Source organism: Anabaena sp. UHCC 0187 (genome assembly GCF_009712035.1).
GTDB lineage: Bacteria > Cyanobacteriota > Cyanobacteriia > Cyanobacteriales > Nostocaceae > Dolichospermum.
In genome coordinates this window covers 61,529-83,094 of the sequence record NZ_VILB01000005.1, presented here as the reverse complement: position 1 = coordinate 83,094, position 21,566 = coordinate 61,529, and the positions used below count along the sequence as shown (strand labels likewise).

Annotated in this window: 18 protein-coding genes; 9 read left to right on the top strand and 9 right to left on the bottom strand. The window is 35.1% G+C overall.

Annotated elements, in window-relative coordinates; genetic code table 11:
- Positions 1–2: 2 nt before the first annotated feature.
- The 5 genes from FJR11_RS05055 to FJR11_RS05035 form a co-directional block, all read right to left on the bottom strand.
- Positions 3–1,385, bottom strand: coding sequence for a DUF3696 domain-containing protein (locus tag FJR11_RS05055; RefSeq protein ID WP_168502627.1), 1,383 nt, complete (start codon positions 1,383–1,385; stop codon positions 3–5).
- A gap of 2 nt (positions 1,386–1,387) precedes the next feature.
- Positions 1,388–2,503, bottom strand: a complete 1,116-nt coding sequence (locus tag FJR11_RS05050) for a DUF262 domain-containing protein (protein WP_168502626.1) — start codon at positions 2,501–2,503, stop codon at positions 1,388–1,390.
- A gap of 114 nt (positions 2,504–2,617) precedes the next feature.
- Positions 2,618–3,364, bottom strand: a complete 747-nt coding sequence (locus FJR11_RS05045; protein WP_168502625.1) for a creatininase family protein — start codon at positions 3,362–3,364, stop codon at positions 2,618–2,620.
- A 134-nt stretch (positions 3,365–3,498) separates the two neighbouring features.
- Entirely contained in the window at positions 3,499–3,717 is a 219-nt protein-coding gene (locus FJR11_RS05040) for a DUF2839 domain-containing protein (protein WP_168502624.1), read from the bottom strand.
- Positions 3,718–3,784: 67 nt separating this feature from the next.
- Entirely contained in the window at positions 3,785–5,329 is a 1,545-nt protein-coding gene (locus FJR11_RS05035; protein WP_168502623.1) for an ATP-dependent DNA helicase, read from the bottom strand.
- 132 nt (positions 5,330–5,461) lie between these two features.
- Between FJR11_RS05035 and FJR11_RS05030 the strand changes: the two genes are divergently transcribed.
- Positions 5,462–6,421, top strand: coding sequence for a M48 family metallopeptidase (locus FJR11_RS05030; protein ID WP_168502622.1), 960 nt, complete (start codon positions 5,462–5,464; stop codon positions 6,419–6,421).
- 140 nt (positions 6,422–6,561) lie between these two features.
- Here FJR11_RS05030 and FJR11_RS05025 read toward each other — a convergent pair whose 3' ends face one another.
- Entirely contained in the window at positions 6,562–7,488 is a 927-nt protein-coding gene (locus tag FJR11_RS05025) for an AAA family ATPase (RefSeq protein WP_168502736.1), read from the bottom strand.
- A gap of 334 nt (positions 7,489–7,822) precedes the next feature.
- On the opposite strand from FJR11_RS05025, the gene FJR11_RS05020 reads away from it, so the two are divergent.
- Positions 7,823–8,245 (top strand): hypothetical protein, encoded by a 423-nt coding sequence (locus tag FJR11_RS05020; protein ID WP_254444683.1) that lies wholly within the window; start codon positions 7,823–7,825, stop codon positions 8,243–8,245.
- A gap of 196 nt (positions 8,246–8,441) precedes the next feature.
- On the opposite strand, the gene FJR11_RS23850 is transcribed toward FJR11_RS05020, so the two are convergent.
- Together FJR11_RS23850 and FJR11_RS05010 are read right to left on the bottom strand one after the other, a co-directional pair.
- On the bottom strand, positions 8,442–9,911 hold the full coding sequence (locus FJR11_RS23850) for a serine hydrolase (protein WP_168502621.1): 1,470 nt from the start codon (positions 9,909–9,911) through the stop codon (positions 8,442–8,444).
- Between the two features lie 140 nt (positions 9,912–10,051).
- Positions 10,052–11,707, bottom strand: a complete 1,656-nt coding sequence (locus FJR11_RS05010; RefSeq protein ID WP_168502620.1) for an IMS domain-containing protein — start codon at positions 11,705–11,707, stop codon at positions 10,052–10,054.
- A gap of 146 nt (positions 11,708–11,853) precedes the next feature.
- Between FJR11_RS05010 and FJR11_RS05005 the strand changes: the two genes are divergently transcribed.
- Positions 11,854–14,232 (top strand): ATP-binding cassette domain-containing protein, encoded by a 2,379-nt coding sequence (locus tag FJR11_RS05005; RefSeq protein ID WP_168502619.1) that lies wholly within the window; start codon positions 11,854–11,856, stop codon positions 14,230–14,232.
- A 37-nt stretch (positions 14,233–14,269) separates the two neighbouring features.
- Here FJR11_RS05005 and FJR11_RS05000 read toward each other — a convergent pair whose 3' ends face one another.
- Entirely contained in the window at positions 14,270–14,866 is a 597-nt protein-coding gene (locus FJR11_RS05000) for a glyoxalase-like domain protein (RefSeq protein WP_168502618.1), read from the bottom strand.
- A gap of 186 nt (positions 14,867–15,052) precedes the next feature.
- On the opposite strand from FJR11_RS05000, the gene FJR11_RS04995 reads away from it, so the two are divergent.
- The 6 genes from FJR11_RS04995 (at position 15,053) to FJR11_RS04970 (ending at position 21,563) form a co-directional block, all read left to right on the top strand.
- Positions 15,053–15,676, top strand: coding sequence for a sigma factor-like helix-turn-helix DNA-binding protein (locus FJR11_RS04995; RefSeq protein WP_168502617.1), 624 nt, complete (start codon positions 15,053–15,055; stop codon positions 15,674–15,676).
- 134 nt (positions 15,677–15,810) lie between these two features.
- Positions 15,811–16,881: a lipopolysaccharide assembly protein LapB gene (locus FJR11_RS04990; protein WP_168502616.1), complete on the top strand. Its 1,071-nt coding sequence runs from the start codon at positions 15,811–15,813 to the stop codon at positions 16,879–16,881.
- A gap of 278 nt (positions 16,882–17,159) precedes the next feature.
- Positions 17,160–18,143, top strand: a complete 984-nt coding sequence (locus FJR11_RS04985; protein ID WP_168502615.1) for a mechanosensitive ion channel family protein — start codon at positions 17,160–17,162, stop codon at positions 18,141–18,143.
- Positions 18,144–18,165: 22 nt separating this feature from the next.
- Positions 18,166–19,299 (top strand): mechanosensitive ion channel family protein, encoded by a 1,134-nt coding sequence (locus FJR11_RS04980; RefSeq protein ID WP_168502614.1) that lies wholly within the window; start codon positions 18,166–18,168, stop codon positions 19,297–19,299.
- A gap of 184 nt (positions 19,300–19,483) precedes the next feature.
- On the top strand, positions 19,484–20,077 hold the full coding sequence (locus tag FJR11_RS04975) for a TetR/AcrR family transcriptional regulator (protein WP_168502613.1): 594 nt from the start codon (positions 19,484–19,486) through the stop codon (positions 20,075–20,077).
- Between the two features lie 25 nt (positions 20,078–20,102).
- On the top strand, positions 20,103–21,563 hold the full coding sequence (locus FJR11_RS04970; RefSeq protein WP_168502612.1) for an efflux RND transporter periplasmic adaptor subunit: 1,461 nt from the start codon (positions 20,103–20,105) through the stop codon (positions 21,561–21,563).
- The last annotated feature ends 3 nt before the right edge of the window (positions 21,564–21,566 follow it).

Below are 21,566 nucleotides of genomic sequence, written 5' to 3'. Positions count from 1 at the left end.
TTTTACATCCCGAAAAGTCGTGCAAAATCTTTATCCATTTGGTCAAAAAATCCTTCTGGCCATTCTTCAATTCCCCCATTAGGTTGTACAGGAATTTTCACAACTGGCTGTTCTGAATTTTGTTGAAAATATAAGATACTTAAGTCTTCATGAGTAATAATATCATCAAGAACAGCGATTCGCAAGGCATTTAAAATATGATCACTATGGGATTCAATAAAAACTTGTACACCACAACTACTCACTTTAGCCAAAAATTTAGCTAGTCGTGATTGTGCTTTTGGATGTAAGTGTGCTTCGGGATTTTCGACTATTAATATTTCTCCTTCTTTTGCAATCAAACCTGAAACAACAATTGGTAAAATATAACTGTATCCAAATCCCACATTAGCTGGTCTAAAACGGTCTTTTGATGTGCTAGTATTAAATAAAAGTTCGAGTATATTACTTTCAGAACTGGGAATTTCGACTTTTGCACCATTAAATATTTCGTTAAGCCATTCTTCAGTTTGGGTAGCTAGTGTTTTAGCATCTTCACCTAAACATAGTTTTTCATTAACTAAATCATCTCTTTTTTTATAGAGTAAGTTAACTGTAAATTCACCTTTTGCACCAACGTTAGGAAATTTATTGATGGTAGATTTTAAATAATATTCTTGAGGACCCAGACGGTCTGCGGAGATATAGTGAATATGACTAAAGTTTAAAGATTTATGTAACCACTCTGATGCTATTTTCTGATATATATTATCAATATTATCAACCATAAGATAATGTTGTTCAGGTATTAAATTATTTATAAGAGTACCTCCACTATATGAATTTGTATTATTATTTTTATCTATAATATTAATATTATAATGAACTATAAATTTGCTTAAAAAATTACTTAATCGAGGTTCATAAACAGAAATTATTTTATATAAATCACTTTTATTAATATGCTCATCTTGCAAAAAATTTAATCCTAATTCATCGTAAAATTGAATTTTCTGAATTTTCCCTACCATGTCATCTTCTGAATTTTCACTCAAAAAGTATTTAGCATCTCCACTTATGTTGAATTTAGTATACTTATTAGGATTACTTGTATCATAAATTTCAACTAATTTATTGTAACAATATTGCAAAATAATGTCTTCATTTCTAGAATTGTTTATATTTCTAACATCATTAAAACTATTTAAACTTACACTATTACCATTTAGCAAAATTTGATCAGTATTTTCATTATGATCAATAGATTGTCGCATTAATAGCAAAGACTGAAGCAAAGTTGACTTACCACAGCCATTGATTCCTGTAAGCAGTGTTAATTGTCCTAATGAAAAAGAAGTTCTTTCTTTAAAGCATTTAAAATTTTCTAATTTAATTTGAGTTAGCATATCTATATATTTCCTAAAATTTCTTGTGCGAGTTTAAATCTAGTAATAACTTTATTTTTACTGCTTGTAGCATATCTAACAGCATCAAGATATTCTTGATTCTCTAGCAATTTATCAAAATTATCTTGAATAAGTTTTTTATTATCTTCTAGAAATTTATCACTATTTACAGAAAAGAAATAAGAAACAGATTCAAAAATAGCAATATTGATTCTTCCTCTCCTCTGTGCTGCGGGTAATCGGAAATTTCTTTTACTAAAAAACTCAAAAGTCAGATTCATAACTCGCTTAAAATCTTTTTTTAATAAATCTATTTTTTCATCTGACATCAAATTAAGTTTTTTCATGGCATTTTCTACAAAATCACTTAAATCTCCCTGATATTCTGTTTCATAATCAAAAATTATAAATGCTAGATAACGCAAAATAACTTCTCTATCTTTCATTCTTCTGGGAGATACTCCATTATCAATAGCTTTTTTAAAATAGTCTGTTTCTGATAATTCTTTGATCAGTTTAGTAGATTTTCCTGAAAATATACAATTTCTGACTTCTTGACGTTCAAGATTTGTTCCACCTGTATTAATTCTATTAAAGATATCATAAACAACTTTAGCTTGGACAGAAGGTTTAATAAGATATATATTAAGTTTTTTATCTTCCATTCTGGTTTGATAATCACCCGGTAACTCTTTAAGTTCAGAAAAAATATATCCATTCAAATTAGTTAAAGCTTCTAAACCTGTTAGCTGAAATTCGTCATTGATAAATTGATGCAAAGTAGATGTTCTCTGTAGACCATCTACTATAATGTACTTGCCTTCTTTAGTTTGATTAACATACCAAGGTGGTATAGGAAAGTTAAGGATAACTGATTCAATAAATTTACTTCTTTTTTCGATTGTCCAAACTAGATTACGTTGAAACTCAGGATCAATTATCAGTTTTCCATTATCATATTTTCTCATTAACTCGAAAACTGTTTGCGGTTCTTCTCTAATATCAATATCTGCTTTAGTTGGGTCATAAGGATATAACCCTCCACTATCACCTCTATCCTCTTCAGCAGTGTCTTCATCTTTTTCAATGACATCGCTATCTTGTAATTGATCATCCATATTTTCACTCCTTTTCTTATCTAAACTGGTTTAACAGTTTAATTATGACATCTTTAAGAAGAATAGAATTGGTTATAGCTACTTTTGACGAATTTATTAGATAGCGACTTTCATTTATTCCCCCTTCAAAAACTCCAAATACCCCTTACTCAATTCCTCCACAGACAAATCATAAAACTGCTTCCCATGTTCTGGGGTTGCTAAATCTGGATTTGAACCCATTCTCCCATCTGGATAACGTAACCGAAAATCAGCGGAACTATAAATTTTATGTCCACCCGCAACTTCTGGATCAAGATATGCTTTTTTAATTGCTTCTGGATAAACATATTTGGTAACAGCTACTTCACTGGGAGTAGCATGAGAACCTTCTTGATCACCATACAATTCTTTGGCAAGTTTGTACACATAACCACCCATAAACCAATTAGCAATTTGACATTGTACTTTTGCGGAATTGGGAATTTGTAAATCTTCTAAATGAGCGTAAGTTTCCGAAAAAGCAGCTTTGAGAGTCGCAATATTTCCCCCATGTCCATTAATAAAATAGAACTTGGTAAAACCAGCTTTGACTAAACAAGTTAAATAATCTTTAACTACTAAAATTAAAGTGCTAGGACGTAAACTAATTGTGCCGGGAAAAGCAGTATGATGTAATGCCATTCCCACATTAATAGTTGGTGCTACCATTGCTTGAGTTGCTTCCCCAACACCTTTGGAAATAGATTCTGCACAAATCGCATCAGTCCCAATTAATCCCGTTGGGCCATGTTGTTCTGTTGAACCAATGGGTAAAATAATTCCTTGAGATTGTTGCAGATAAGTTTCAACTTCTGGCCAAGTGCTTAAATGTAAGAGCATTTTTTTAAAGGAGTCAGGAGTCAGGAGTCAGGAGTCAGGAGAAAGAAAAGAAGAAGGAAGAAGAAGAAGAAAGAAAATCAACCAATTACCAATCACCAATTACCAATTACCAATTACCAATCACCAATTACCAATCACCCAACAATTTCCCACCAACCGAAAGCAGGACCGATAAACCGGATGATTACCCAAGCAACAACCATAGATCCAATACCTATCCAAGCACCACGAGTGGTGATAGCCACAAATTGTGAAGCTTGGGTTTTATTGATGGGAATCCAAGGTAAGATTCTCGTAGTGTCTTGTCCGTATTCTTCTCCTAGAGAGTTTTTACGGCGTTTTGCTTCACCCATAATTCAATAATTTAGTTTCTTTTTGAGTTCAATTTAAATTTTAATAGAAATTCGTCATGGAAATTAATTAACCAGAATCATCTTCATTATTCACAGAAAACAGACTAGGATCGAGATAGTTTAAACGGGCTAGGGGACTAAGGGCGGAGAGGATTTGCACGCCATAACTGCGGTTAACGACACGACTATCTAGTAAAGCCACAATACCTTGATTTTCGCGTACAGGTGCGATCGCTCTTTGCAATTCATTCATAGCCGTAGGTAACAAGTATAGCCGAAACCAGTCTTGATGCGATCGCTTATAATGAGCTACTCTACCAGCTACCAAAGGATTTTCCAAAGATGGTAAAGGTAAAGTTGCAATAATTAACAATCTTGGTGATGGTAAAACACTTTGATTTTCGCGCCAAAATTCCCAACCAGTAATCAAAATCCCGTTTTCATCTAAACAAGTTTTTTCGACTTGTACCCGTGAACCAAATTCAGAAGCCAAAATTGCCCCTACCCTGGCTTTTAGTGGTACATCCCCGATTAATATTACCGTCATTCCTGGTGCAGTTGCACTCAAACATACCAAAGTGCGAACTTGATGAATTAAAGCTCCTTGAAATTCTGGCGTATTCGGTAAAGGCAACTTATAAGGGGCATAAAGTTGAATTGCTTCCCCTTGACTATCAGCAGCAAATTTCAAGCAAGTAACATCTTCTAAACCCAAACGTTGACGGAAAAGAGGTGCTTCCGTTTCCGGTTCTAAAGCACTACCAATTAATACTACAGGTTGACGTTGCCAAATTGGTGCGAGAATTTTACCCAATTCAATGGGGGCATAATGTAAAGAAAATAAACCTTGACGACGGGAAATGGTTGACCAAAATAAAGTAGGAGAAGAAGAATCTTCTAAATTTGGGAATTGTTGCCAAAAATTTCGCCAAACATCTGGAAGATTGTTTTTATCTAAAGCTAAATATAAATCTTGTAAAATATCAATTTCTGGCTGAGAAATTAGATAACAATGATAGGGATTTTCTGGATGCTGAAATAATTTATATGTCAGTTCTACCCTAACTTCCCGAATTAAATCCGCTTGATAGGGATAAGCCAGCATTAATTGATCCCAATCATGGGGTTCAATGCTTTGAGTCAGTTGAGAACGAACCCAATCTTCTAAATCGTCAACCCCATCAATAATTGTGGGAATATGAGCAGGAAATGGATTGTTATCAGCCAATTGTCCTTTTAACCAAGCTGCGGGGGAAGTTAATAGCAAACCCTGAAAATCAGGACTTGGCCAAACGTCACCGGTTCTAATGGGCTTATTTGCTGGTAGCCACTGCTGGAGTCGGGGAATTTCTACCTTTAATAACCGTTGCTGGACTGTTTCTGAGGCGACAATAATTACAGAACCATGCCACATTAAAGCAGAAGCGATAAAACTGGTGCGATATCGTCCTTGATGTCCACAAACCGCCCCTACCTGAATCAAAGCACTACGTCCCAACCGCAAAGCACGTGCTACCAACCTAGCCATCGTCAAATGATGGGGCCAGGAAGGAAACCCGTCCTGCGATCGCAGGAAGTTATGTAATGATAAATGAACTTCAGCTTCAATCACGCGCTTTAAATTCCATAACAAAGGATTTTTCCGTTAGCGAAGCGTGGCGTTAGCCAGACTACCTCATTTCTATTATGTATGTTGTCATTAATCATTAGTCGTTGTTTAACCATTCACCCATTTTTCTAAATTATGCCAACTTACCCAGGAATTTCCAGCGAAGCCTTCAGACATCCCTTAGATAGTCAAGCAGAACAAGCTTTACGCAGTTTACCCGGCTTTGATTTAATCGCCCGTAAGTTTGTAGAATTTGTCTATGAACGCCCCCAATTTGTCTATTTAATGGGTAACTCCATTGAAGTCGGACCGCGCCAATATTCCACCATTTACCAGATATTCCGGGAATGTGTCCGAGATTTGGACATCAGCGGGGAACCGGGATTGTTTATTGCTCAAGATGCCCAAGTCAATAGTTATGCTTTAGGACAGGAACATCCTTACATAGTCGTCAACACTGGGTTACTAGAGTTACTCAATGAATCAGAACTACGCACAGTTTTAGCGCATGAACTGGGACATATTAAATGTGGTCATACTATTTTAATTCAAATGGCGATGTGGGCGATGAGTGCCGCTTCCGTCATTGGTGAATTAACCTTCGGTTTAGGTAATTTTGTCAGCCAGGCTTTGATTTATGCGTTTTTCGAGTGGCGACGCAAAGCTGAGTTATCGGCTGATAGAGCGGCTTTATTAGTCATGGATGATTTAAACCCAGTCATGTCATCTATGATGAAACTGTCTGGAGGTAGTAATAAATATGCCCATGAATGTAGTTTACAAGAGTTTATCCAGCAGTCGGAAAAATATCAGGCACTAGATGATGATGGGCTGAATCAAGTATATAAATTTCTGTTATACAATGGCGCTCAAGGAATGATGTTGAGTCATCCCTTCCCTGTAGAACGTTTGCATTATTTACGCAGTTGGGCAGTATCAGAAGAATATCAGCAAATCAGAAAAGGCAATTATCAGCGGACTCCGGATGGTTCGGTTGATGTGACACCAGAAACACCTGAGCATGAAGCGGAAAAACTCAGAAAAGAAATTGAAAAATTACAAGCAGAAATTAACAAAATGAGAAAGTCTGATTAGGTGACAGGTGACAGGTGACAGGTGACAGGTGACAGTAAGAAGGGAAAAGGGAATAGGGAAAAGTTTCACCAATTACCAATTACTAATTACCAATTACCAATTACCAATTACCAATCACCAATCACCAATCACCAAATTAATCAACTTTCAGTTTCGCAATCAGGAACACCTTCTCTAAATACTCGACTAGCGAGAATATCTATGGCTTCAATGGTAATTAAATCCTGTTTATTTAATAGTTTACCACTACTTAATAACCGATTTGCTTGACGTAAACGCGCTCTATCTATGGCATTACGCACACTTCTAGCATTGGCAAAATGGGGCATTGTCTTCCGTTTAATTAAATAGTCGCGGAAGGCTTTTTCGGCATCTGGACTAAAGCAATAGTTTTGGGCTTTGACTATAGATTGAGCAATTACCATTAAATTATCAACGCCATAATCATTGAATTCAATATGTAATCCAATGCGGGAATTCATCCCGGGATTACTATGAAAAAATCTTTCCATGTGGTCTTTATAACCAGCAAGAATGACGACTAAATCATCTCTTTGGTTTTCCATAACCTGCATGAGAATTTCTATGGCTTCTAAACCAAAATCCCCAGGATAATCTGGACGGTATAAAGTATAAGCCTCATCAACTAATAAAACTCCGCCCATGGCATTATTTAATACTTCCCTGGTTTTGGGTCCTGTTTGCCCCATACCTTGACCAACTAAATCATCTCGCGTCACTAACATGACGTGTTCTTTACGGATATATTCGAGACGATAGAGAATTTCTGCCATTCGCATAGCTACGGTGGTTTTACCCATGCCCGGATTACCTAAAAATGTCATGTGCAAACTGGGCGCACCTGCATCTAAACCTAAGCTTTTGCGGATACGGTCAACTAACAACAAAGCCGCCATTTCTCTAATTTTGTTTTTGACGGACTTTAACCCGACTAATTCCTGATCTAATTTATCGAGGATTTCTTGAATGTGAGATTCTTGGAAAGCAGCTTCCAAATCTATGCCGTCATTTTGCTGTATTTGTTTTTCTAATATTTGTTCTGTCATGCTATCACCTTGGCTAATGAATTTGATGATAGCCTGGAGTCGGGAAATATAAAAGAACATAATCTTTATGTCTCTGATATATTTTTCTTACTTATCAATTTCTGAGTTTGGTCATAGAGAAAACATTATCTATCTTACCCCACCTCGAATATAGAAACAGCCTGATTTCCTTGTCTGTGTCTTGAACTCAGGATTTATACTGTTTAGGTAATAGTAAATCTGTTCTATTAAATAAGTGCTGATCAATGTTTGTTTATCTTTGCCAGTTAGCGCCCAGAAATAGGAAAATTGTTTAAGCTACTCTTCCCCTAACTAAAATTTGACTTAAGCTGTTATGAACATCAACATCAACATGATTAATAAATTAACACAACGGTTATTGACTTTGGCTCTTATTTTTGCTATCACCTTCTGTTCCTGGAAAGTTCCTTTTGCTTGGGCAGATCACTTCTTTACTAACTCTGGAGAAATTAGCGATAATATCAAATTATCTGAATATGATTTTACTCCCCAAGAAAATCAAGCATTGCAAGCTATTCGTCAGCGTCGAAATAAAGAAATTGCCGCAATTTTAGATTTATCTCAACGTGATTTGCTTGCCCACAAATTGCACAATGGTAATAATATTGATCAAGCTTTGGAAGCATTAAATTTAAGTTCTCAACAAAGAGAATTAGTAAATTCTATAAATGTCTTCACTAATTTGAAATTGAAGGGCATTTTTTCTCGGCATAGTTTACTTGATAGTCATAGATAAAGTTGGAGATTGGTAATGATAGATTATGCCAGTTGTGGGAAATTTTAAATTTCTACAACTGGTAATTAGTTAGGAAAATTGTCTGAATCAGGATGTCCAGGATTAAAGGATGAACAGGATGAAAGCAAGCAATTGCAAAGGATTTATTTTTTGGTAATATTAATTCTGTTTTATGCTAATTTTGCAAACCTAATTATTATTGACGGTTAGAATTTGTCATCCTATCAAAGACTAATTTAGACATTTGTGGAAAAATTGTTCTGCTTTTACCATAAGCAGGATCATCACCAAATATTGCGAGGATATAACGAGTTTTACCATTTGGTGTAGTTACATAAGCTACTTCTTGTCGAGAACTCGTAGTCCAACCTGCTTTAGATGCAAATTGTACTTTTTCGTTAGCTATACCTTCACCGAAAAAATTCTCTACTGGATTAAATTCATCTAGGTTTGGTGGATCGAATTTCCAAGCTTCTCGACGTAAATCTCTTGTGAGTAAATTGAGCATTTTTTGACTATATTCTGGTGCTACTGCTTGTTGAGTAGCAATCTCATACATTAGTCTAGCTGCATGATATGTTGTAATTTTATTACGAATTGGTTTTTGAAGATTATCTCCCCGTATTTGTAAATCTGTACCTTGAGGTTCATTGATTTTTAAATCAGGAATAGGAAATGTTTTTTGACTAATATTAATATCTTGATAGTTAGCATTTTGGAAGAATCTGTTAATGCTTTGACGTTGTTTTTTCCATTGTGTAAATCCTTCTTTATCTAGTTTATTTTTTAAAGATTGGGCATTAGTAATCATATCTACAATCCGACTAGCAGCATTATTATCTGATTTAAGAATCATTTTATCTAAATCAGAATTAATATTATTATCTAATTGAATCAATCTTTGATTAATTTGAGCTTCTAGGTTTACCATCCAAAATAATTTTACTACACTAGCAGGATAACGAAGTGTTTTTTGTTTATACCCAGAAATAGTTTGTTTATTTACATCTATCAAACTAATTGATAAATTCTCTACTGGTAAATTCTTACTTTTTGCTAATTTGGTTAATTCTTGAGTTATTTGATTTAATTGTTCGCTGTCTTTAAAGCTAGGAGAATTAATTACATTATAAGTAAGTTCTGAATGATTATCATGAGGTAAATTATAACCTTGATCAATTGGTGTTTGTGCTAGAGGTTTAATATTAACTGGAATATTTGGTGGTGCTAAAGACAAATTTGGTTGCGAAGTTGCTGATGTTTGATTTTTAGATTGCTGATGAGATGATTGTTTACTACTTTTTCTATTTTGATTATTGAATAATGTACTAACTCCAAATAATAAAAGTATTGACATTACTACTAAAGATGTAAGTCCGTAAAATTGCCAATCTGATAATTGTGAAAACCGATATTTACGAATGATTCTTCTATTTCCTGATGACTTAATCTGGTTTTGTCCAGGTTGTAAAGATTGATTATTTCTTGATTGTGATTTTTGGTGAAATTCGTCTAATTCTAATTCTAAATTAGTAATATTTTTTTGAAAATCAATATTTTGCTTTTGTAAGTTGGTAATAATTTGATTAGCATTAGTTAATCTTGCTTCTAGTTCAGCAATTTTTTGATCGCGGTTATTTAAATTCCCTTGTGACTGTTGTTCCACAAAAATACACCTAGATTACAGAAATACTTATTGATTTGATATTGATAAATTAGGAATATATAGCAGGAAAATAACTTTAATTTATCTTAAAACTCATTCCTGCAATATTCTTGAATTTTCATGAAAATAGTGAATATATTTTATTTGTAATTATATATTTTGATTTCACCATTTTCATATTGTAAATCGTAGCTGGTAGTTGAAGTAAAAAGACCTGATTGGCTTTTATCTACATTTCCATTTTTATTATATAATGTGCGTTGTTCTGTAACTACAACTATGATTGTGGCATTATTGCCACTAGAAACAAAATTTCTTACAGCTTGGATTTTTTGCACACCATATACCCAATAAGCTCTATTTCTTATTAACCAATCTACAGAACTTAGACAATCATCTTCATTATTCCCTCTAGCAAGACAAGCATCGGGATTATCTGTTTTACTAATGAACTTTGTATATACAGGCCCTGTCAAAAGTTTAGATCCTAATTCTTTATTGTAAGGAGGAGAAAATATTTGTCTTTTAGCTGCTAACCATGTTTCTAATCCTTGTATTGCTGCTTCTCGTGAAATTGAGCTTGTTGTTTGTGGTTGTATAGGTTCTGGGGGTGATGTAGTTGGTTGACTAATAGGAGAAATAGAAGTATTTGATGGAGTTATATTTGTGTTTTCTACTGGAGAAAGTACAGGTGATGGTGTGGTATTAGTAGTTGTAATTTGTGGTTTATTAACTATTCCTAATACCCAAAAACCACCTACTAGAAATGATCCTATTACACCACCAATAATTACAGCTTGTTGCCAAGTTCCTAACCCATTATTAGAAGTAACTGGATATTGGGTTTGAAAATGTGGTTGTGAGGTTGGGAGAGATGCGACGGTCTGCGGTTGTACATAACCTGCTGTTACTGGTGCAGCAAGAATTGTAGGGATAGATTGGGGAACTGGTAAAGTAGGTGCAATAGGATTTGAGAGAGTTTGTAAAGCTGTTAACATCTCTCTAGCATTGAGATAGCGATCGCGTGGATGATAAGCTATAGCTTTATCTAAAACATCCCCAAAATTAACATTCAAATAAGGTGCAAAATGTCGCCATAAAATATTCCCTAGATTTGGTTCAGTTGGTAAATCTTGGGGAATTTTACCTGTTAACAAATAAATCGCTGTTAATCCTAAACTAAATAAATCACTAGAAAATACTGGTCTTCCTGCTGATTGTTCCATTGGCATAAATCCGGGTGTTCCAATCACAATAGACTGATGAGAATTACCAGAAGGACTGACTTCTGTGTTCATTGTTACCTTAACAGCCCCAAAATCAATTAATACTGGTTTGCTGTCAGAAAAACGCAAAATAATATTATCTGGTTTAATGTCTCGATGGACTATACCTTTACTGTGAACATATTCAAGAATTTGCAAGATGTTAATTAAAATTTCCTTAACTGTAATTTCACTTAACACCCCTTGCTGTTGTAGTTTTTCGGTTAAAGTTTTACCTTCAACATATTGCTGAACTAAATAAAATTCCCCACCTTCCATAAAATAAGCATATAACTGGGGAATTTGACTATTGCGATCGCCTAATTCTTCCAAAATAGCTGCTTCTTGCTGAAACCTTTCCTGCACCAGTTGGTATACCTGGGGATTATTCACCACTGGGATGAGTTGTTTAATCACACACCGTTTAGCAGAAGGCATTTGGGTATCTTCAGCTAAAAATGTTTTCCCAAATCCTCCACTACCCAGTTCCCGCAATACCTGATAACGATTATTCAATAGTGTCAGTGTCATAAAACTTTACTCTTTGTTGACGTTTTCACTGATTTAGGTAAAATTTTCATTTAGTTTCCATATATTATCACCTTTTTATACGTAAAATGTTCTCAATATTTGCTAAAAATACCGCAAATTAAATTACTTTTTATTACAACCAGTCTATGTCATACCAACCAGGACAGTATCCCACCGCTTCAGGTATAAATCCCTATCTGGAAATCAACAATCAAGGTAAAAGTTTACACTTAAACTTGCAGAAGTCACAGCACATTTTAGGACGTGAACCCAATCTAGCTGATTTAGTCGTTCCCCAAGACTGGGAATTGGTTTCCCGTGTACAAGCTGTGTTCCGCAAGGAGGGTGCAGAATACCGTATTTATGATGGTGATGGTCAAAAACCTAGTAGCAATAAGTTGTATATTAATCATTCTTTGATTACGGCTACCCAAGGTTATTTGTTAACAAATGGTGTGGAAATTCAAATTTCTCAAAATCCTCACCAACTGATTCAAATTAGATATTTTAATCCAGCTACATCTAATTCTGGCAATTCACTAACACAAAAGTCAATCTCTTTAAAACAAAAATCGGTTTTAATCGGACGGGATTCTACTGCAAACTTATATTTGGATGCTCCGACAATTTCCCGTCGTCATGCCACAATTGATAGTGATCATCAAGGACGTTATATTTTACAAAATCACAGCAATAATGGAGTTTTTATTAATGGTCAACAAGTAAGCAGTAAAGCGATTTTGCACAATGGGGCAAAAATTCATATTGGCCCTTATATTTTAGTTTTACGTGATGATAACTTAGAGATTTTAGATCAAGGTACTCACATTAGACTAGAAGCACAAAATTTAATTTTAGAAACTAATGGTAAATTGAGAATAGATGATTTATCTTTTGCCATTGAACCCGGACAATTTGTAGCCTTAGTAGGAGGAAGTGGTGCAGGTAAATCTACTTTAATGCGGACACTTTTAGGAATTGAAAAAGTAACGCAAGGGATAATTTATCTGAATGGGGAAGATTTACAGAAAAACTTTAATTTGTACCGAAATCAAATTGGTTATGTTCCCCAAGATGATGTTATTCATCGAGAATTAACTGTTGCAGAAGTGCTGACTTATGCTGCTAAATTGCGTTTACCTCCTGATATTAATTTACAACAAGTTATAGAACAAGCATTAGCAGCAATTAAAATGAGTCATCGTCGTCATGCTTTAATTAGTGATCTTAGCGGTGGACAAAGAAAACGAGTTTCTATTGGTGTAGAATTATTAGCTGATCCGAAATTATTCTTTTTAGATGAACCCACTTCAGGACTTGATCCAGGTTTGGATAAACAGATGATGCAGTTATTAAAAGAATTAGCACATCAAGGAGGAAGAACAGTCATTTTAGTGACTCATGCAACGGCAAATATTACAGAATGTGACAGAATTGTATTTTTAGGAATAGGTGGAAAACTTTGTTATTTTGGCACTCCTCAAGACGCTTTGCAATTTTTTCAAGTTAGAGATTTTGCTGATATTTATATTAAGTTGGAAGATGAACAAGAAGCAATTAAATATGTGAATAAATTCCGTCAATCTAATTATTATCAGGTTTATGTTGCTAATCAATTAAATTCAGGAATTAAAGCAGGAATAACCACAATACCAGCAAAGCCTAAAGGTGTTTCATTTTGGCAGCAATGGCTGTTATTAACACAACGTTCTGGTCAATTAATTGTTCGGGATAAAATTAATCTTGTACTATCTCTTTTAACTGCTCCAATTGGGATTAGTCTGATCACTTTAGCGATGAAAGATAAAGTACCTTTTGTATTAGGAAATGAACCAGATCCAGCTTTAGCTTCTTTAGCTTTACGGGTTTTATTTGTATTTACCTGTGCTGGTTTGTGGGTAGGATTTTCTAGTTCTTTACAAGAAATAGTTAAGGAATCGGCAATTTATTTAAGAGAAAGATTAGTTAATTTAGGATTATTTGCTTATCTTGGTTCTAAAATTACGATTTTATCAGGTTTAGCATTAGCACAAACTTTATTAATTTTAATTATAATTCTCATGGGTTTCAAATCTCCAAATCCAGCCCTAATTTCTTGGCATATGGGATTATTAATTACTAGTTTTCTGACGTTATTTGCTAGTTTTAGTTTAGGGTTACTTGTTTCTGCAATTGTCAAAAATAGTAGTCAAGCGAATAGTACATTACCACTGCTAATTTTACCGCAAATTATCTTTTCTGGAGTATTATTTAAAACTGAAGGTGTTGTGAGTAAAATTCTCTCATGGTTAATGATTAGTCGCTGGTCTGTTGGTGCTTATGGGACAATATTAAATGTTAATGCTTTAGTTCCAGAACCAGTTAAATTACCTGACGGTAGTTTAATTCCTCAACCATTTGAAGTTACATCTGTATATGATCCAACTTGGGGAAATTTGAGTTTAAATTGGGGAATTTTGTCGTTACACGCTACGGTTTATTTGTTGATAACTTTTGGGTTGCAAAAGCGGAAAGATATTTTTTAATTATCTCCTTGGTGGGCATTGCCCACCTTAATAATGACTAATTAGCAACTTCAGCCATTTCAATGACACGCCCTTCATAATCCTTAACTAAAAAATTCAAAGGCTTTTGGTTGCGAATTTTGAACTTTAAACCCCTGACTTCCACCCGCATTAAAATTAATTCTAGACAATCATGATCAAAGCAAACATGACGATGCTGATCTTTTTTGCCTAAACTTGCACCAGTGATAATATGTAATTGAGTATTTTTCTTGAGTTGATACCACAGTCCGTCACTACCACTATTCATGGTGCTGTTAGACCAACTGGGACCAGCGGACATATACAGCGGGTCAATACCTGTTGCACCAATGGTTTGCTCGTAGTTGTAATAATAGTGCAAAGGAACTTCTGCCACTGGCAAATCTAGCAATCCTTCATATAACTGTCGGGCAACTTCTAAATCCGATACCATGACAGTATAAACTTTAGGTGCGCTACTCAGGAACATCCACATAGCACCAGCGTAAGCTGCCAGCAGCATAATCATAATCCCCTGGGTGGAGAACAGGCTATCCAAGGGCAGGGAAGGTAAGAACGAGCCGAAAGTGAGTGGACTCAGCAGGAACATTATGGAACTAGCTTCTATAACCATGAACAAACAGAATCACAATAAAGGAGACGCTTTGAGTATTGTCAGTTAAGACTAACATTAAGTCCTAGTTTCTAGTTTATCAATAGTCTAGTAGTCTGACTTTACAAACTTACTGACTTTCCGATATTATTAGCCATCCCATCACCATTCCCTAGTATATTTTAACAATTATCTAGTCCAGAGATTGTGCAAATTCCCCACTTTCCCGAAGCTAATCACCCATTGGTGAAGTCGCTATTTCATCACAGTGATCAAGAACTACTGAGTCTATTTCAGCAATATCCAGATTATGGCAAGTATTTTACGGTGATTTTTTGCCGTTATAGCCCCATAGTGTACACCTTAATTCGGCATTCAGCGCGATCGCCTGTGCAAGCTGATTATTTATTTGCTCTGATCTGGCGAAATATCTATTATGAATTAGGGGGACTGGATTTAAACCAAGCAACCAGAGGGACGGATTCCTTAACCCTACAAAACTGGTTAATTAACATCACTGCCTTCCATATTAACGACATTCAACTACCACCCACAGAAGCCATTCATTATTCCCTCAAGGACACATCACCACCGCTATGGTGCTATGTAGAACAGGCATTAGATCAACTACCACCAATATCGCGGTTAATCGTCTTAATGGCGCAAACTTTTCACTGGAGTGAAACGAGAATTGCTGCATATTTGCAAGTTGAAGGAGAACAAATTTCCCCCGCTGAAGTCGCAAGTTCTCTCCAAGAAAGTTATCGGCTACTAGAAGATAAATTACCTGCTGATATTCGAGCTATTTACTTAGGTGAACAGGGAATTTAGTCCTAACTTTAGCTATAATAATCACAATAGCCCATCTACGGCACAGAACCAAGGCTGAGAACCCTTCGTTTCTGTTTTACATAAAATTAGCGTTACACTATCTACTTACAGCCGGAATTTCCAGGGTAAATATTATGAAACAGCGGCATTTGTTATCGGGGAATCTGATGAATATAGGCAATTTTCCCAAGTTGCCAGTTTTGACTTTTTATATTGTATTGTTCACCTGTTTATTTACTGCTACAGGTGTAAAAGCAATTGATATTACCCAACAAATTCACCGTCCTTTAAATAGTTCCGTTGATAAATCATCACGAGATGTGGCTGATAGATTACTCAGGCAGGGTAAACAGCAATTATCCCAAGGTTTACCCGAAAAAAGCCTAAAATCAGCCTTAGAAGCCTTGGAAATTTATCACACATTGGGTGATTTAAAAGCTCAAGGTTCAACCTACGATTTACTAGCTAATACCTATCTGAAATTAGGTAATATCAAAGATGCCGAAGATGCCTTACGGCGACAGTTAGCAATTGCCCGTGATAATCAAGATTTTCAAAATCAGATTTTTGCTCTAAATAATCTGGGTAGTTTATTCCTAGAAAAAGGCGAAAATATTGCCGCCCAAGACACCATTGAACAGGCTTTAGTTGTGGCTCGTAATGTGATTAATGTTGAAGGACAAGGGCTATCGTTAAGTAATTTAAGCTTAGTTGCCCTTAGAAGAGGTGATTATAATAAAGCCATCAAAATTGGTGAATATGCCTTAAATTTCCGCCGCCAAATTGGTGATGCTATCGGTGAAGCTAACACCCTCAATAATCTTGGTGACGCTTATCTAGCGATTGGAGATTATCAAAATACCATTGGTAGTTATGGTTCAGCAATGCGGTTAGCGAAAGGGAGTTTTGAGCGTCCTAACCAATTACGAGCCATTGATGGTTTAGTTACTGCCCATGCTGCTGTAGGGCGTTATGATCGAGCTTTGGAACTGTTAGAAAATCGTGTGGCAATTACAAACTCGATTAGAAATCCTGCGGAAGATTTAAAATATTTAGCTATATCTGGGGATATTTATGAAAAAATGGGGAACTTTGCCAAAGCTAAAGCTTTATACAGCCAGGCTATTTCCATAGCTGAAAAATTAGAAGATAGTAAACAACAAACCTTATTAGTTAATAGACTTAATGACTTAAAAGGACGTTGATTTCTCAACTTTTTTCTCATTAAACAAGTCTGCTTACTGTTATCAACTTAGTATAATATTGATTTTAGTCAAAAATACGAACAAGTTTTTAACATTATCTACTGATAAAAGTAAGTATTTCATCTATACTATAAACTGAGCTTTGAGTAAAAGTCATGAAGAATAAGCTATAGTGTCAGACAAGATGACATTTTTCCAAAACAACTTAGGCAAATTTTGCATAGTTGTCAAATATTAGCGTGCCTTCTTAATTTATTGTTTCTGTCAGTTTGTAAAAAATGAATGAATCAATTCTTACTCAGTTTTTATCTCCTCAATTACAAAAAATTTATGAACAAATTCTTATACCTTACCGAAAATGGGTAATATTTGTTTGTTTATTGAGCTTGAGTGATATTTTCTTATTAATTGTTCTGCAAAACAGTTGGTTTAAGTATATAGAAATTCCCCTAGGGTTATCAATAGCCATTATGGTTGGGGTGTTAACCTCTCAGTTGTTTGATAAATTCTTCAATTATTATTTGCTAGAGTCAGCTATTAAGCAAAAAATGAATGGTGAAATATTAGTAGTCAGCAATATTATAGCCAAGGGTCTAATTTCTATCATTATCTTCTGCGTTTTCGCTGAAGCTCATCAAATCAATTTATTGGGTATAGTAACCAGCTTAGGAATCGGTGGTATAGCTTTGGCTTTTGCCGCTAAACAAGCCTTGCAACAATTATTAGGGGGAATTGTTATTTATATTGATAGACCTTTTGTAGTTGATGATTATATTGGTTTACCTGATGGCACTTTTGGTAGGGTAGAATCTATCGGGTTGCGTTCTACTAAAATTCGGAATTCCGGAAAGGGAACTGTAACTATAGTTCCCAATGATTCCCTGATTCAATTAAATATCGAAAACTTTACAGGAGGAAGAAAAGTTGTTTCCTTAATTTATTTGAAATTCCATCAAGAAATTAACGAAAATGAACAAGCTTTAATTCGTCAGATTATCTTAGAAAGTACCAAAGATTTATTTGGTATAGATTCCCGCAATACTGAAGTAAATTTCAAAGATATATACAAAGATGAAAAAACTAAGACTACTCAAGCACAAATTAGCTTTTTTATTCTTGGTGCTGGGGAAATAGGCATGGATCTGCGTCATCAATTGCTAGACTTAGCTAAACAAAATATTACTATGCAGCTTCAAGAATTTAGTATTAATTTTGATATTGCAGATGAACCTGTGAATATTGATGCACCAATCACAATCTAAATAAGTTAAGTAAATAAGTATAATGCAGATTTTAGTTGATATTCAAAATTGGTTAGCAATTGATGAAGAAGCACGCAAATTTCTGGTGTCATTGGGTATTAATTTAGGAATTTTTTGTTTCTTTTTTCTAGTATCTTTGCTAGTTGGTAAATATACCCCTGGCTTGTTAACAATAATTATTCATAAATTTACACCCCAACCCATAGTTAAGATTTATGAAAGTTTAATTGATCCTCTAGAAAATCTTCTAAAAATTACAGGAACTTTAATTCTTGTTTCTGTATCTTGGAATTTTCTACGACAATATACAGGATTTTATTTATTCCTGAAATTCTTTTTAGACTTAGCATTAATTAGCAGTTTTGCCGCTTTAATATCTCGCTTATTTCGGCAAGTTTTGCGTGTCTATGGCATTGATTTAATTCGCAGATTAGGTTTAGAAATTGATGAGTTATTACTAGTTGTGGAAACTGCCGCTAATATCATGCTGGGGTTTATCGCAGCTTTAGCATTTGCTCAGAGTCAAAATATTAATTTAATAGGATTAATTGCCGGTTTGGGTATTGGGGGTATCGCTGTTGCTTTTGCGGCTCAAAGCACCTTAGAACAAATTTTTGGAACTATTGTTTTATATCTAGATCGTCCTTTTGTTGCTGGAGAATATATTCGCGTTAGTTTAAGTTCTCAAGGAATATTATTTGCTCGTGTAGAATCCATTGGGTTGCGTTCTACCAAATTAAGAATAGCTGGTAAAAGTACCTTGGTAATTGTTCCTAATTCAGTTATGGCAAAAGTTGATATTGAAAATGTCACTAGGGGTAAAAAATTAATGGTCTTGCTTTATCTTGATTTTTCTCGCATCTTAGATCAACCAGAAGAAGCATTACTAGAAAAAGTGATTAAAGAAGGAACTAATACTTTATTTGGCATTGACCCCAATAGTACCAAGATTAATTTATTGCCTCACGAAAATCAACCAGGAGTCCGCGCTAGAGTGAGTTTCTTTATTTTGGGTTCCCATGAAAATTCCATTGACTTCCGCAAGCGTTTATTAGAATTAGCAAATGAAAACATTGCTAAAAAATTGCTTGGCTATGGCATAGAATTTACCATGCAAGAACCAACTCTTTATGTTGAGTCACCCATGATAATTTAAGTACAGACAAGGGAAAATCGAACTCTTTTGAGACACCATCAGCCAAAGCCTGACACTTTTTGACCATCAAAAAACCTGAAACCCTTATCTGTTAAGTAGGTTGAGGTTTTGGGAAATTTTACTTTCCTTTTCTTGACATTACCATCAACAACAGTTAAATTAATAAGTGATTACATACTTATTTATGGCGCGCACACCGAAAATCACTAATGAGCAAATTTTAGATGCAGCCCGTGAAATATTTCTCCAGCAAGGATTTGGGGCTTCAACCTTAGAAATTGCCCAAAAAGCCGGAATTTCTGAGGCATCTATTTTTAAACGCTTTTTAACCAAAGAAAAACTATTTTTTGCGTCAATGGGAATTTCTGAAAGACCCCCTTGGGTAGAAGAACTGGATTCTTTATCTGGGAAAGGAAATCTCAAACAAAACCTCATTAATTTGTGTCTACAAACTTTAGAATTTCATCGTCAAGTGATGCCACGATTAATGATGTTAAAAGCCTGTGGCAATCTCCTTCCAGAGACGGCAAGTATAATCAAATCAAAACCTATCCGCGAGGTGAAAGTATTTACTAAATTCCTAGCGCAAGAAATAGAACAAGGACGTTTGCGCCCCTGCGATCCTCAAACTATTGCTATGATATTGTTAGGATCGTTAATGAACTATGTTTTCTTAGAACAAATGCACCCTGGAGAATTTATAAAAACAGAAGAAACAATATTTGTCGAGAATCTCGTGGATATTGCCTGGCAAGGAATTGCACCCATGCAAGATTAAATTTTAGTAATTGCTGCAAAATAATATGACTTTTTACATAGAACTTCCCTTAATTCGCAAAAAAGTTAAATATCCATTACGTTGGTTAATGGGTTTAATCGCTAGTGGTGTCTTAATTGTAGGAACAACAACCACTATCAAAACCATCCAGCAAAGAAATAAACCACCAGATATTAGTAAATTGACTGTTCCTGTAGAAGCAAAAAGCGTAACCGTAAAAATTTCTGCCAGTGGGAAAGTACAACCAGTTCAAAGTGTGAATATTAGTCCTAAAAGTCCAGGACTTTTGGCAGATTTAAATGTGGAACAGGGAGATACTGTCCAGCAAGGACAAATTATTGCTCGCATGGATAATTCGGAAATTAAAATGCGAATTCTCCAATATCAAGCTAATTTAGCACAGGCAAAGGCACAGTTAGCGGAAAGCCAAGCCGGAACTCGTCCCGAAGAAATTGCCCAAGCCAAAGCCCGTGTAGCTCAAGCACAGGCGCAATTATCCATTGTTCGTGATGGTAATCGGTTACAAGAAATTCAACAAGCCCAGGCTCAAGTAAACTCGGCAAAAGCTTCTGTGACACTTAGCCAATCTAGATTAAAACGTTATCAAGACTTAGCTAAAAATGGGGCTATTTCTCAAGATAGTTTAGAACAATATATCAGTGAAAATAGCAAAGCTAAGGCTAATTTAGAAGAGGCTCAAAGACGATTATCTTTACTCAAAATTGGTAATCGTAACGAAGATGTTCAAAGGCAACAAGCAATTGTGAATCAAGAACGGGAAGGATTACGAAAGTTAGAAAATGGCAATCGTCCCGAAGAAATTTCTAGATTGAAAGCAGCGGTAGCCAGTGCAGAAGCTCAATTAAAACAACAACAAGTTCAATTAGAAGATACAATTATTCGCGCTCCTTTTACGGGAATTATTACCCAAAGATATGCCACATTAGGAGGATATGTCAGTCCGGCAATTTCTGCTTCTAGTAATGCTTCTGCCACTTCAACTTCCATAGTCGCTTTAGCAAGAGGTTTAGAGGTTTTAGCTAATGTTCCCGAAGTGGATATATCCCAGATTAAACAGGGACAAAAAGTAGAAATACTTGTTGATGCTTATCCTGAAGAAGTTTTCCAAGGACAGGTACGTTTGATTGCTCCGGAAGCGGTAGTTGACCAAAATGTGACATCTTTTCAAGTGCGAGTGGCTTTGAATACAGGCAAAGATAAATTACGTTCAGGAATGAATGTGAGTGAAGTCACATTTATTGGTAATACCGTGAATAATGCTTTGTTAATTCCCCAAGAAGTGATTGTGACTCAATCAGGAAAAACAGGTGTTTGGGTAGCAGATACCAAGAATAAACCAGAATTTCGTCCTGTAACAATTGGCGCAAATATTGATAGTCAAATTCAAGTTTTGGATGGTTTAAAAGCAGGAGAAAAGGTATTCGTTGAATTACCTAAAGATAAAAAATCTAAGGAGAAAAAATAAGCA